General features: G+C 66.3%; 13 protein-coding genes and 1 pseudogene. 7 read left to right on the forward strand and 7 right to left on the reverse strand.

All coding sequences use genetic code 11. The features are described from left to right. The 3 genes from WN73_RS18210 to WN73_RS18220 all read right to left on the reverse strand — a co-directional run bounded on the left by WN73_RS18210 (position 1) and on the right by WN73_RS18220 (position 2,496). Positions 1-1,206: an MFS transporter gene (locus WN73_RS18210; protein ID WP_028171808.1), complete on the reverse strand. Its 1,206-nt coding sequence runs from the start codon at positions 1,204-1,206 to the stop codon at positions 1-3. Then, positions 1,206-2,054 carry a 3-deoxy-8-phosphooctulonate synthase gene (gene kdsA, locus WN73_RS18215; protein WP_028171807.1) on the reverse strand — a complete coding sequence of 283 codons (849 nt, stop codon included), beginning with the start codon at positions 2,052-2,054 and terminating at the stop codon, positions 1,206-1,208. Before kdsA ends, WN73_RS18210 begins: the two co-directional genes overlap by 1 nt. A 115-nt stretch (positions 2,055-2,169) precedes the next feature. Beyond that, positions 2,170-2,496 carry an NIPSNAP family protein gene (locus tag WN73_RS18220; protein WP_028171806.1) on the reverse strand — a complete coding sequence of 109 codons (327 nt, stop codon included), beginning with the start codon at positions 2,494-2,496 and terminating at the stop codon, positions 2,170-2,172. A gap of 196 nt (positions 2,497-2,692) precedes the next feature. Here WN73_RS18220 and WN73_RS18225 point away from each other — a divergent pair, with 196 nt between their 5' ends. The 3 genes from WN73_RS18225 (at position 2,693) to WN73_RS18235 (ending at position 5,514) form a co-directional block, all read left to right on the forward strand. After that, entirely contained in the window at positions 2,693-3,367 is a 675-nt protein-coding gene (locus WN73_RS18225; RefSeq protein ID WP_028171805.1) for a response regulator, read from the forward strand. Next, a complete protein-coding gene (locus tag WN73_RS18230) occupies positions 3,364-4,740 on the forward strand; it encodes a sensor histidine kinase (protein ID WP_028171804.1) in 1,377 nt (458 codons plus the stop codon). Before WN73_RS18225 ends, WN73_RS18230 begins: the two co-directional genes overlap by 4 nt. Before the next feature lie 111 nt (positions 4,741-4,851). Then, on the forward strand, positions 4,852-5,514 hold the full coding sequence (locus WN73_RS18235; RefSeq protein ID WP_039184566.1) for a class I SAM-dependent methyltransferase: 663 nt from the start codon (positions 4,852-4,854) through the stop codon (positions 5,512-5,514). 4 nt (positions 5,515-5,518) lie between these two features. Here WN73_RS18235 and WN73_RS18240 read toward each other — a convergent pair whose 3' ends face one another. From WN73_RS18240 to tpiA, 3 genes are all read right to left on the reverse strand, one after another. Further along, entirely contained in the window at positions 5,519-7,150 is a 1,632-nt protein-coding gene (locus tag WN73_RS18240; protein WP_028171802.1) for a CTP synthase, read from the reverse strand. A 166-nt stretch (positions 7,151-7,316) separates the two neighbouring features. Next, positions 7,317-7,706: a preprotein translocase subunit SecG gene (gene secG / locus WN73_RS18245; protein ID WP_011087574.1), complete on the reverse strand. Its 390-nt coding sequence runs from the start codon at positions 7,704-7,706 to the stop codon at positions 7,317-7,319. Between the two features lie 140 nt (positions 7,707-7,846). Then, entirely contained in the window at positions 7,847-8,602 is a 756-nt protein-coding gene (tpiA, locus tag WN73_RS18250) for a triose-phosphate isomerase (protein ID WP_028171801.1), read from the reverse strand. Between the two features lie 223 nt (positions 8,603-8,825). Here tpiA and WN73_RS18255 point away from each other — a divergent pair, with 223 nt between their 5' ends. Genes WN73_RS18255 through moaC form a run of 4 tightly spaced genes read left to right on the forward strand, consistent with a single transcriptional unit; the run spans position 8,826 to position 13,098 of the window. After that, on the forward strand, positions 8,826-10,724 hold the full coding sequence (locus WN73_RS18255) for a SurA N-terminal domain-containing protein (RefSeq protein WP_028171800.1): 1,899 nt from the start codon (positions 8,826-8,828) through the stop codon (positions 10,722-10,724). A 14-nt stretch (positions 10,725-10,738) separates the two neighbouring features. Next, the gene (gene trpD, locus WN73_RS18260) at positions 10,739-11,752 is read left to right on the forward strand and encodes an anthranilate phosphoribosyltransferase (protein WP_028171799.1); all 1,014 of its coding nucleotides are present in this window, start codon (positions 10,739-10,741) and stop codon (positions 11,750-11,752) included. A 7-nt stretch (positions 11,753-11,759) separates the two neighbouring features. After that, positions 11,760-12,578, forward strand: a complete 819-nt coding sequence (gene trpC / locus WN73_RS18265; RefSeq protein ID WP_110116139.1) for an indole-3-glycerol phosphate synthase TrpC — start codon at positions 11,760-11,762, stop codon at positions 12,576-12,578. Position 12,579: 1 nt separating this feature from the next. Further along, on the forward strand, positions 12,580-13,098 hold the full coding sequence (moaC, locus tag WN73_RS18270; RefSeq protein WP_060912369.1) for a cyclic pyranopterin monophosphate synthase MoaC: 519 nt from the start codon (positions 12,580-12,582) through the stop codon (positions 13,096-13,098). Between the two features lie 11 nt (positions 13,099-13,109). Here the strand turns inward: moaC and WN73_RS18275 are convergent. Beyond that, a pseudogene (locus WN73_RS18275) lies at positions 13,110-13,273 on the reverse strand (Flp family type IVb pilin). Between the last annotated feature and the right edge of the window lie 244 nt (positions 13,274-13,517).

The raw sequence follows: 13,517 nt of genomic DNA on the forward strand, positions 1-13,517 counted from the left end.
TCAGCGCGCGTCGGCTGGTGCACGCGGCCTGAGCAGCCGGGCGCAGACGATGCCGAGGACCACCATGATCGCGGCGCTCACGAACAGCGTCGGCATCTTGCCGCCGTGTTGCAGGCCGAAGCCGTAGGCGAGCGGCCCGACCGTCTGTCCCATGAAGAAGAAGAACGAATGCAGCGACAGCGCGGTGGCGCGCGCCTCGACTGAGAGCTCGCTGGCGAACACCTGGAGACAGCCATGGGCGATGTAGAAGCCCCAGCCCATGACGATGAGATTCAGCGCCTGCACCTCCCAGCGCGGACCGAAGGCCACGGCGACGAGCTGCGAGGCCACCAGCGTCATGCCCGCGATCATCATTCCCTTCATGCCGAGCCACGGCAGCAGGCGCGACACCGTCAGCGTGTAGAAAAGGCCGCCGACCGCGAAGCCCGCGATGACGATGCCGGCGATCGAGAGCGAGGTCTGGCCGAGCTCGAACAGGAACGAGGCGATATAGGGAAACAGGCCGAGCACGCAGCAGCCTTCGACGAACACGGCCGAGTAGCACACATAGGCGTTGGGGTTGGTGAAGATGGTGCGATAGCCGGCCTTCAGCGCCGACAGGCTCGTCTTCGGCGGATGCTTGACCTTGGCGCCGCGAAAGCCGGCGGCAACCGCGATCGATGCAACGATCACGAGCACGCCGAGCACCGCCAGCACGCCGCGCCAGCCGAGGAAATCGCCGATCAGGCCGGAGGCCGAGGCACCGAGCAGATTGCCGGTCATGGCGCCGGCGAGCGTGCGGCTGATCGCGACCTGCCGCTTCTCCGGACCGACCAGATCGCTGGTCAGGCTGAGCGCCACCGGAAACACGCCGCCCGAGCCGATGCCGGCAAGGACGCGGGTCGCAAACAGAACCGAGAACGAGGTCGAGAGCGCGCCGAGAATATTGGCAAGCCCGAGCAGCGCGAGGCAGCCGATCATCAGCCGCGTCTTGCCGAACAGATCGGCGGCGGCGCCGACGATCGGCTGGATGATCGAGAAGGTGAAAGCGAACACCGCGGCAAAGCCCGCGGCGGTCGCGATGCTGACGCCAAAATCCTCGGCGACGTGCGGCAGCACCGGGTCGAGCGCACGCGCCGACAACGCCGCGGCGAAGCTGGCGCCGGAGATGACGTAGAGCGCGGCCGGCAGACCGTGATCGTGCGGCCGCGCCTCGCCGTGCTGCATCAGCGCGGGTTCTTTGCGAGCGCGTCGAACGCCATCAGCTTAGCGATCAGGCCTTCGAATTCGCGTAGCGGCACCATGTTGGGGCCGTCGGAAGGCGCGCTATCGGGATCGGGATGGGTCTCGATGAAGACGCCGGCGACACCGACCGCGACCGCCGCGCGCGCCAGTACCGGCACGAATTCGCGCTCGCCGCCGGAGGACGTCCCCTTCCCGCCCGGCTGCTGCACCGAATGGGTCGCGTCGAAGATCACGGGTGCGCCGGTGGTGCGCGCCAGGATCGGCAGCGCGCGCATGTCGGATACCAGTGTGTTGTAGCCGAAGGAGGCGCCGCGCTCGGTGACGAGCACGTTCGGATTGTTCGCGCTCGTGATCTTGGTGACGACGTTCGCCATGTCCCAGGGCGCCAGGAACTGGCCCTTCTTGACGTTGACAACCTTGCCGGTCGCGGCCGCCGCCAGCAGCAGGTCGGTCTGCCGGCACAGGAAGGCCGGGATCTGCAGGATGTCCACGGCCTGCGCCACCTCGGCGCATTGCGTGGCTTCGTGCACGTCGGTCAGCACCGGCAGGCCGAGCGAGGCGCGGATCTCGGCGAAGATCGGCAGCGACTGCGCGAGCCCGAGCCCGCGCGCCGCCGACGCGCTGGTGCGGTTGGCCTTGTCGAACGAGGTCTTGTAGACGAGACTGATGTTCAGCCGCGCGGCGATCTCCTTCAGCGCGGAGGCCACCTCCAGCGCATGCTGGCGGCTTTCGAGCTGGCAAGGCCCGGCAATGATCGAAATCGGCAGATCATTGCCGAACTTGACCCTGCCAATGGTGACGACCGGCGCCGCTGACGTCGAAGAGCTCAAGGCAAATCCCTCGTTTCGGCGCGACCATAGCCGCCATCGGGGTCGGATCAACCCCAATCGGCCCAGGCCGTCCGAATATCAGGGTTGCGCCGAAGTTCCGCGGGCGCCGCCGACGCTATTTCACCGCCGAAAAGGCGGTCGGCGTCAGGAGCTGGCTGACGATATTGCCGACGATCTGGCCGTCCGCCTCCGACTTCGCCCGCGCCTCGAGCCAGTCCGGATCGGTCACGAACGCGCCCCACTTCTTCTCGCGCTCGGCGAGCGACTCCCAGGCGAGGAAATAGGTCAGCTCCTGGCTGGATTCACCAATCAGCGTGGTGAAGAATCCAGCCTGGCGGATGCCGTGCTTCTCCCACAGCTTCAGCGTCGCCGTCTCGAATCGCTTCAAGAGCGCCGGCAAGCGGCCGGGCACGCAGCGGTAGACGCGCATTTCGTAGATCATTCTTGCTTCCTCCCAGAACAGGTCCGCCGCTTATAACGGCCGGCCATAACCGTGTCTTGAGCCCTGCGCGGCCGCCCCTGTGGCGTTTCGCGCATGGCTCGGCGGCCTCCGGTAACGCATCAAGTCCGGCTCCCGCAATGCTGCCGCAATGATCGGGCCGCTAGAATGGCTTTAGTTGAAGCCCAGGTGCCGGATCATGCGGATTTTGCTCGTCGAGGATGAGGCGGAGATGGCGGGCGCGCTGGCGTCGGCGCTGAAGCGCTACGACATGGTGGTAGACCATGCCCCTACCCTTGCCGACGCGGAAGCGGCCATTTCCGCCGACGTCCATGTCGCGGTCCTGCTCGACCGCCAGCTCCCCGACGGCGACGGCCTTGCGCTGATTCCGAAGCTCCGGGCGCGCGCCGACGGCGTGCCGATCATCGTCCTGACCGCGCGCGGCGAGCTCGCCGACCGGATCGCCGGGCTCGACAGCGGCGCCGACGATTATCTGGCCAAGCCGTTCGCGGTCGAGGAGCTGCTGGCGCGCCTGCGCGCCGTGATGCGGCGCCCCGCGGGACTTACGCCGGATGTCATCCGCGCAGGCCGCCTCGCCTTCGATGTCGGCCATCGCGAGGCGAGCATCGACGGCCAGCCGTTCGAGCTGCCGCGTCGCGAGCTGTTGGTGCTCGAGGCGCTGATCCGCCGCATCGGCCGCACCGTGATACGCTCGGCGCTGGAAGAGGCCGTCTACAATTTCGACGACGAGATCCAGTCGAACGCGCTGGACACGCATATCTCGCGGCTACGCCGCAAGCTCGCCGAGGCGGATGCCGGCATCGAGATCCACGGCATTCGCGGCGTCGGCTATCTCCTGAAGAAGCTGCCATGAGCAGGCACGACGATCCCTACTGCCTGCGCTCGCGCCTGAGCTGGCGCCTGCTCTCGCTCCAGGCCGCGCTGCTCCTGGCCCTGGTTGCCGTCGTCGTCGGAGCGCTGTGCGCGTCAGGACTTGTGCTCGCCGAGCGCGACGAGGATCGCGTGATTGACGTCGTGCAGCACGCACTGACGCGCGACGCACAGGGCGGCCTGACCGTGCGGCCGACGCCCGAGCTCAAACAATTGCGTAGCGAGACGCCAGACCTCTGGTTCCTGGTCCGCGACCGGCAGGGACATTCGCTCGCCGAAGGTGCCGTGCCGGCTGAATTCGCCGCGATCGGCGGCGGCCTCGACCAGATCAGCCAGGCGCGGCTCGGCTGGCAGCTGTTCGAGGACGATCCGCGCAAGCCGGCGGCGCGGCTGAAGCGGGTCGATACCGAGGCCGGCAATGTGCAGGTCATCACGGCGACACAGGGCCGGTTGACCGGCGCCAAGGCGCTGGTCATGACATCGCTTGCGTTCCTCGGCATCGCCCTGCCAGGCCTCCTTCTGATGGGAACCGCGACCTTCATCGCGACACCGATGATCGTGCGGCGCGCCTTCAGAGGGCTTGATACGACCGCGGACCAGGCGCGTCGTATCGACATCCATCAGCGCGGCGCGCGTCTGTCGGTGGAGAGAATTCCGCTGGAGGTCGTACCGCTCGTGACTGCGGTCAATGACGCGCTGGCGCGGCTCGACCAAGGCTATGCCCGCCACAAGCGTTTCGTCGCCGACGCCGCGCACGAGCTGCGCACGCCGATCGCGATCCTCAACACGCGCCTGGAGTCGCTTGCCCCCGGGCCGGACAAGACCCGGCTGCTGGAAGATGCCGCGCGGCTGGCGACGCTTGCCGAGCAGTTGCTGGACATTCAGCGGCTCGACCGCTGCGGCCATCCGTTCGCGCGCGTCGACCTTGTCCGGGTCGCGCAAGGCGCGGCTGCCGACCTCGCGCCGCTGGCGATTGCCGGCGGCTACGAGCTGGCGCTCGATGCACCCACGACGCCGATCGAGACGATCGGTGACGCGGCCGCGTTGGAACGCGCGCTGACCAACCTCGTGCAAAATGCGATTCAGCACGGCCCTCGCCGCGGCACCATCGGCATTCGCGTCAGCAGACCCGCGAGCATCGAAGTCACGGACGAAGGTGCCGGCATTCCCGTCGGACAACGCGAGCAGATCTTCGAGCCGTTCTACCGGCTGACGCCGCTCGATCGCGGTGCCGGCCTCGGCCTCAACATGGTGCGCGAGATCGTGCAGCTGCATGGCGGCCACGTCTCGGTCACGGACGGGCCGGACGGCGGCGCCTGTTTCAGAATAACGCTGCGCCCAATCCCGCAGGATTGATTCAATCCGCGTGCGCCCCTCACAGCGCAATGCTGTCGCAATGCACGACCGTGACACTGCATCCGCTTCACCTCCGATCTTTCGAGGTGCAACCAAGATGCCGGAGTGCGCATGCCCAACGATTTCCTCTCCTTCTTCCTGTCCTGGATGTCGGCCCCGCGCCGGGTCGGCGCGATCGCGCCATCAGGCGCGGCGCTCGCCGATCTGATCACCCGCGAGATCACGGCATCGACCGGTCCGATCCTCGAGCTCGGCCCCGGCACCGGGGCATTCACCTACAACCTCCTGAAACGCGGCGTCCGCCAGCAGGACCTCACGCTGATCGAATACGGCTCCGACTTCATGAAGCTCCTGCAAGTGCGCTTTCCCAACGCGCGCGTCTTGTGGATGGATGCGGGGCGGCTGACGACGGAGCGCCTCTATGACGGCGCGCCCGTCGGCGCGGTCGTGAGCGGGCTGCCGCTGCTCAACATGTCGACGCGCAAGGTCGTCTCGATCGTCAGCGGCGCGTTCAGCTATGTGCGCCCCGGCGGCGCATTCTACCAGTTCACCTACGGCATGAGCTGCCCGGTGCCGCGGCCGATTCTCGATCGGCTGGGCTTACGCGCCACGCTGGTCGATCGCGCCCTGCTGAACATGCCGCCCGCCGCCGTCTACAGGCTGACACGGCGGCCGCAGATGAAGCTCGTCACGGGATCGCTTGCGCCGGCCCCCTCGACGCGAGTCGCCTTGGAGCCGATACATCACGCGCGCGACTACTCCGCCGCGCGCTGAGTCATCAGACCAGCCGGCTCTGCACCATCGCCGCCTGAATGAAGGAGGCGAAGAGAGGATGCGGCTCAAAAGGCCGCGACTTCAGTTCGGGATGGAACTGGACGCCGATGAACCAGGGATGATCCTCGTATTCGACGATCTCCGGCAGGACGCCGTCGGGCGACAGCCCTGAGAATTTCAGGCCGTGCTGCTCGAGGCGGTCCTTGTAGGCGGTGTTCACCTCGTAGCGATGGCGGTGGCGCTCGGAAATCTCGGTCGCTCCGCCATAGACCTGCGAGACGCGGCTGCCGCGGTTGAGTGCCGCGGGATACGCGCCGAGCCGCATCGTGCCGCCGAGATCGCCGGCCTGCGAGCGCTTCTCGAGCTCGTTGCCGCGCAGCCATTCCGTCATCAGGCCGACCAGGGGCTCCTTGGTCGGGCCGAATTCGGTGGAGTTGGCGTCCTCGATGCCGACGAGATTGCGCGCGGCCTCGATCACCGCCATCTGCATGCCGAAGCAGATGCCGAAATACGGCACGTCACGCTCGCGCGCGAACTGCGCCGCGCGGATCTTGCCTTCCGCGCCGCGCTGGCCGAATCCGCCCGGCACCAGGATGCCGTTGACGTGCTCGAGGAACGGCGCGGGATCTTCCTTCTCGAAGATCTCGCTCTCGATCCAGTCGAGATTGACCTTCACCTTGTTGGCGATGCCGCCGTGTGAGAGCGCCTCGATCAGCGACTTATACGCATCCTTCATGCCGGTGTATTTGCCGACGATGGCGATGGTGACGTTGCCTTCGGGATTGCGGACGCGCTCGTTGATCTGCTGCCAGCTCCGCAGCTCCGGCGAAATCCGCGAGGCGATGCCGAAGGCGGCGAGCACCTCGTCGTCGAGGCCCGCATTGTGATAGGCCTCAGGCACCGCATAGATGTTGTCGACGTCGCGCGCTTCGATCACCGCGCTTTCACGCACGTTGCAGAACAGCCCGAGCTTACGCCGCTCTTCCTTCGGGATCTCGCGGTCGGTGCGGCAGAGCAGGATGTCCGGCTGGATGCCGATCGAACGCAGCTCCTTCACCGAGTGCTGCGTCGGCTTCGTCTTCAATTCGCCTGCGCTCGGAATGTAGGGCAGCAGCGTGAGATGTATGTAGACGGCATGATCGCGCGGCAGATCGTTCTTGAGCTGGCGGATCGCCTCGAAGAACGGCAGGCCCTCGATGTCGCCGACGGTGCCGCCGATCTCGACCAGCACGAAGTCGTAGTCGTCATTGCCGTCGAGGACGAATTCCTTGATGGCGTTGGTGACGTGCGGAACCACCTGGATGGTCGCGCCGAGATAATCGCCGCGGCGCTCCTTGGTGATGATGTCCTGGTAGATACGCCCCGTCGTGATGTTGTCGGCCTTGGTCGCCGGCCGCCCGGTGAAGCGCTCGTAGTGACCGAGATCGAGATCGGTCTCCGCGCCGTCATCGGTCACGAACACTTCGCCGTGCTGATACGGCGACATCGTTCCGGGATCGAGGTTGAGATAGGGGTCGAGCTTACGGAGGCGGACCTTGTAGCCCCGGGCCTGCAACAGCGCACCGAGTGCCGCTGAAGCCAAACCCTTGCCGAGCGAAGAAACCACGCCGCCGGTGATGAATATGTACCGCGCCATGGGACTTAACCTCTAATCCCTCGAATTCGATTCGCCAAAGCGATTCGTATTCCGCCCCAAAGATTTTGCGGGCCTGTGGGTGAGCCAGAACTAAGAATGGTAACAGAGCCTTGATGGGGATTGTTGACGCAGGACGGTAGAAGCCGTCCTGCATGGCCCCCCTGCTTTATTGCGAGCGAGGCACCTGCGGGCCGCTCGGCGCTGCGGGGGCCTGCTGCTGCTCGTCGGCCTTCTTCAGCGAATCCAGGATGCCGCCCGAGGTCGGCGGCGCAATCGGCGATCCGCCGGCCGGCTGGCCCTGCGATGCCGGCTGGCCAATGATCGACGAAGGCGCGCGGTTGTAGCCGGCGTACCAGGACAGGAACAGGCTGGTCACGAAGAAGCCGGCGGCGAGGATCGCGGTCGTCCGCGACAGAAGATTCGCGGTGCCGCGGCTCGACATGAAGCCCGCGCCTCCGCCCATGCCGAGGCCGCCGCCTTCCGACTTCTGGAGCAGGACGGCGCCGATCATGACGGCGACGATCATGAGATGGATGACGATGACAACAGTCTGCATAGTGCCCTTCCGTCACAAGCCGACAGCGCCGAGACGGCGGCCGATCGCGCTTCGCGGGTTTTCCTGAAGTTGCGCGGTGTTACACGATCGGAAACGGCATTGCCACCCCCGATCGGGTCCAGACCAACGGTTTGGGTTAGCTAGGGGCAGCCCTTGGCGATCGCAAGGAAATCGGCCGCCTTGAGGCTGGCGCCGCCGACCAGCGCCCCGTTGACGTTCTTCACGGCCATCAGCTCGGCCGCGTTCGAGGGCTTGACCGAACCGCCATAGAGGATTCGCATCTTCGCCCCGTCCGCCCTAAACCGGGAGGTCAGGAACTCCCGGATAAACCCATGAATCTGCTCGACATCCTGGGCCGTGGGGGTCAGGCCGGTGCCGATTGCCCAGACTGGCTCATAGGCCACGACCAGGTTGGCCGCGGTAGAGCCGTCCGGCAGCGAGCCGTCGAGCTGGCCGCGCAGGATGTCCAGGGTCTGGCCGGCATCGCGCTGGGCTTGCGTCTCGCCGATGCAGACGATCGCCGTCACCCCGGCCCGCCAGGCGGCTTCCGCCTTCTGCCGCACCAAAGCATCGCCCTCGCCATGGTCGGCGCGGCGCTCGGAATGGCCGACGATGATGGCAGTCGCGCCGGCATCCGCCAGCATTTCGGCGGCGATATCGCCGGTATGGGCGCCGGAGGCCTTGGGGTGGCAATCCTGGGCCCCAACCGCGACCTTCTTGCCGCGCGCCTTGTCGGCAAAGGCCGCGATCAGGGTCGCCGGCGGGCAGACCAGCAGATCGGCCTTGGCGGCCACGTCTGCCGCGCCATTGAGCATGGCGTCGAATTCGGCAGCGGAGGCCTTCAGGCCGTTCATTTTCCAGTTGCCGGCGATCAGCGGTCGGATGGCGTCGGTCATGTCAATTTCCAGCAAAATGAGGTTTGTGCATGCGCTAGCAGAGGTGCCGCGGCAGTTCCAGAGACCTAAGGGCTTTTAACCGCAGCTTCGCGAGGCCGCGTGACCTGAGGTTGCGGGGGGAAAGCCGCCACTTTATGATGATCTATCAATTTGGTGACGCGCTTTTGCGGAATCTGCATTAAGACGCGCTCCCGTTCCCTTCCTGCCAAACAAGTTGGACCAAATGCTTCGAGGAATGCGCAAGGCCTCATCAAACTGGCTCGGCAAGACCATTATGGCCGTGGTGATGGGCGTGTTGATCATCAGTTTCGGCATTTGGGGCATCGCCGACATCTTCCGCGGCTTCGGACAGTCCACGGTGGCCAAGATCGGCCGCACCGAGATTTCGCTGAACGAGTTCCGCCAGATCTATACCGACCGCTTGCAACAGATCAGCCGCCAGTTCGGCCGTCCGCTAACGCCTGATCAGGCCCGCGCCTTCGGCCTCGACCGTCAGGTGCTCCAGCAGACGATCGCGGAAGCCGCCCTCGACGAAGAGGCGCGCCGGCTCGGGCTCGGCCAGTCTGACGACCAGATCCGCCAGGTCATCATGAACGACCCCAACTTCAAGGGCGTCGGCGGCAGCTTCGATGCGAACCGCTTCCAGGCCGTGATCCGCAACTTCGGCTATACCGAGCAGCGCTACGTGTCCGAGCAGCGCAAGGTGTCGCTGCGCCGGCAGCTCACCGGCACGATCGGCGCGGGTCTCGAGCCGCCGAAGGCGATGATCGACGTGCTGACGCGCTTCCAGAACGAGCAGCGCGCCATTGAGTTCGCAAGGCTCGACGCCGCGCAGGCAGGCACCATCGATGCGCCCTCGCCCGAGGCGCTCGCCGCCTATTTCGAGGATCACAAGGTCCAGTTCCGCGCGCCCGAATATCGCAAGATCGCCTTTGTCGTGATCTCGCCGGAAGAGATCGGCAAGTGGAGCGAAGTCTCCGATGAGGACGCGAAGAAACTGTTCGACCAGCGCAAGGACCGGCTCGGCACGCCCGAGAAGCGCCAAATCCACCAGATCGTGTTTCCCAACGCGGCCGAGGCGCAGACCGCGCGCGAGCGCCTCGCCGGTGGAATGTCGTTCGAGGATCTCGGCAAGGAGCGCGGACTGAGCGCATCCGACGTCGATCTCGGGCTCGTGACCAAATCGTCGCTCGACCCGGCGGTTGGCGATGCCGCCTTCGCGCTCCCCGCAGGTGAAATCAGCCAGCCGATCCAGGGCCGTCTCGGCACCGCGATCGTCAAGGTCGACAAGATCGAGCCGGGCGTCGAGGCGAACTACGCCAGCCTCGTCGGCGACATCAAGCGCGAGATCGCCACCGAGCGCGCGCGCGTCAAGGTCGCCGATCTCCGCGACAAGATGGAAGACGAGCGCGGTGGCGGCGCCAGCGTGATCGACGCGGCGCAGAAGCTCGGCCTCACCGCCGTCACCATCGACGCCGTCGACCGCTCCGGCCGCGCCCCGAACGGCCAGCCGGTCGCCAACATCCCGCAGGGCCTCGACGTGGTGTCGCAGGCCTTCAATACCGACGTCGGCGTCGACAATGACGCGATCTCGTTCAAGGGCGGCTACGTCTGGTACGACGTGCTCGCCATCACGCCCTCGCGCGATCGCAACCTCGACGAGGTCCGCGACCAGGTCGAGGCGCGCTGGCGCCAGGACCAGATCGCGACCAAGCTGAAGGCCAAGGCGACCGAGATGGTGCAGAAGCTCGAAGCGGGCGGCAAGCTTGCCGATGAAGCCGCCGCGGTCGGCGCCAAGGTCGAGACCGCGACCGGCTTCAAGCGCGACGACTCGCCCGCCGGCGTGCCCGCGACCGTCGTTGCGGCCGCCTTCCGCACCGCCAAGGACGGCGTCGGACAGACGCCCGTGAGCGGCGGCAGCGAGGTGATCGTCTTCCGCGTCACCGACATCGTCGACCCCACGGTCGACGCCGCCTCCGACGCGGTGAAGAAGCTGAAGGAGAGCCTCGACCGGGCGCAGACCGAGGAGCAGGTCGCTTCCTACGTCAACAAGCTTGAAACCGACATCGGGACCACCATTAATCAGGCCGCCTTCGCGCAGGTGACCGGCGCGAACCAGTGAGTTGAAAGCACGCGATGGACGACCTGAAATCGATCATTGGAAAAGTGGCGACCGGCGCCAGCCTGTCGCGTGACGAAGCGGCTTCCGCCTTCGACGCCATGATGTCGGGCGAAGCCACCCCCTCGCAGATGGGTGGCCTCTTGATGGCGCTGCGGGTGCGCGGCGAGACCGTGGACGAGATCACCGGCGCGGTCGCGGCGATGCGCTCCAAGATGCTGACCGTGACCGCACCGCCAGACGCCGTCGACATCGTCGGCACCGGCGGCGACGGCTCCGGCTCGGTTAACGTCTCGACCTGCGCCTCATTCATCGTCTCGGGCGCCGGCGTGCCGGTGGCCAAGCACGGCAACCGCGCGCTGTCGTCGCGCTCGGGCGCCGCCGACGTGCTGGCTTCGCTCGGGGTGAGGATCGACCTCAGGCCGGAGCAGGTCGGGCGCTGCGTGCGCGAATGCGGCATCGGCTTCATGTTCGCCCCTGCCCATCATCCCGCGATGAAGAATGTCGGCCCGACCCGGGTCGAGCTCGCCACCCGCACGATCTTCAACCTGCTCGGCCCGTTGTCCAATCCGGCCGGCGTGAAGCGGCAGATGGTCGGCGTGTTCTCGCGGCAATGGGTGCAGCCGCTGGCGCAGGTGCTCAAGAACCTCGGCTCTGAATCCGCCTGGGTGGTGCACGGCTCCGACGGCCTCGACGAAATCACCCTCACCGGCCCGACTTTCGTATCCTCGCTCCACAATGGCGAGATCAGGAACTTCGAGGTGACGCCGGAGGAAGCGGGGCTGCCGCGCTGTGAGCCCGGTGCGCTCAAGGGCGGTGACGCCGACGCCAACGCGATTGCGCTGCAAAGCGTGCTCAACGGCAAGCCGAGCGCCTACCGCGACGTGGCGCTGATGAACGCGGCCGCCGCGCTGGTCGTGGCCGGCCGTGCCAAGGACCTCAAGGAGGGCGTCGCGATCGGCGCGAAATCGCTCGACAGCGGCGCAGCCAACGCACGGCTGAAGCATCTGATCGCGGTCTCCAACGGCTGAGCCTGACATGTCGGATATCCTGACCAAGATCGAGACGTACAAGCGCGAAGAGATCGCCGCCGCCAAGCGCGCGCAGCCGCTCTCCGTCGTCGAAGCAACGGCCAAGGCGCAAGGAGCACCGCGCGGCTTCCTGCACGCCATCAAGGCTAAGCATTCCGGCGGCGACTTCGCGCTGATCGCCGAGGTCAAGAAGGCCTCGCCGTCGAAGGGGCTGATCCGCGCCGATTTCGATCCGCCACAGCTTGCCAAGGCCTATGAGGCCGGCGGCGCCGCCTGCCTCTCGGTGCTGACGGACACACCGTCGTTCCAGGGCCATCTCGACTTCATGGTGGCCGCGCGTGCGGCGACGTCACTGCCGGTGCTGCGCAAGGATTTCATGTTCGACGCCTATCAGGTGGTCGAAGCCCGCGCGCATGGCGCCGATTGCATCCTGATCATCATGGCCGCGCTCGACGACGCCACCGCCAAGGACCTGGAAGACACAGCTATCGCCTATGGCATGGATGTGCTGGTCGAGATCCATGACCGCGCCGAGCTCGACCGCGCGCTCAAGCTGCGCTCGCCGATGATCGGCGTCAACAACCGGAACCTGCGCACCTTCGAGACCACGCTCGCGACCAGCGAAGCGTTGGCGCCGCTGATCCCCGGGGACCGGCTGATGGTCGGCGAGAGCGGCATCTTCACGCCCGCCGACCTCGCCCGGCTCGAGCGCGTCGGCATGTCGACCTTCCTGGTCGGCGAGAGCCTGATGCGGCAGGCTGACGTGACCGCCGCCACGCGTACGCTGCTCGCGCGCGAGACAGCCCGCGCGACCGGTACGCGCTGACATGGCGCGCAAGCCGTCCAAGACAAAGCCGTCGAAAACGAAGTCCGGCCCTGCCCTCACCCATATCGGCGCCTCCGGCGAGGCGCGGATGGTGGACGTCTCGGACAAGCCCGCGACCGAACGGCTTGCGGTCGCGGAAGGCCGCGTCCTCATGACCAGGGCAACGCTGGACCTGATCGTCTCGGGCAATGCCAAGAAGGGCGACGTGCTCGGCACCGCGCGCATCGCCGGCATCATGGCCGCCAAGCGCACCTCGGAGCTGATCCCGCTCTGCCATCCGCTCGCGCTGTCGAAGGTCACGGTCGATATCGAGCCCGACGCGAAGCTGCCGGGCTGCCTCGTCCGTGCCAGCGTGAAGGTGACGGGCCCGACCGGCGTCGAGATGGAGGCGCTCACGGCCGTGTCCGTCGCCTGCCTCACCATCTACGACATGATCAAGGCGGTCGAGCGCGGCGTGCGCATCGAGGGCATCCATCTCGTCGAGAAGCTCGGCGGCAAGTCCGGCCACTACCGCGCCTGAGCGCGCGGTTCTCACTTCAGCAAAGTGCTGATCGATCCGAATTTCGTGTTGAGCTTGCTGCCCATGCCGTTCACGACGGTGATGACCGCAGCGCGATGCCGGCTGCAATGAGCCCGTATTCGATCGCGGTCGCGCCACGCTCGTCGGCGAGGAAGTTCTTCAAGGTGTTTTTCATCGTCGCGCCCTCTCTGTATCGTTGGCATGCGTGTTCGCAAATCACGTGCCAACGCCGGCTTGAGGATCGTCAGCATGTTAGATGGTTAAGCCTTGGTTGATCATCGTGCGGCCGGCAGGAATTGACCGGCATCGCAGGATCCTTGCGGCAATTCCTGCACGTCCTGCATCCCGCGTATCGATTGCTTTTGCCTGTGGGCATTCATGTCGCATTAACCGCGCTTCCTAACTTCGCCTCCACACCG

The sequence above is a fragment of the Bradyrhizobium sp. CCBAU 45394 genome (genome assembly GCF_028128655.1).
Lineage (GTDB): Bacteria > Pseudomonadota > Alphaproteobacteria > Rhizobiales > Xanthobacteraceae > Bradyrhizobium > Bradyrhizobium diazoefficiens.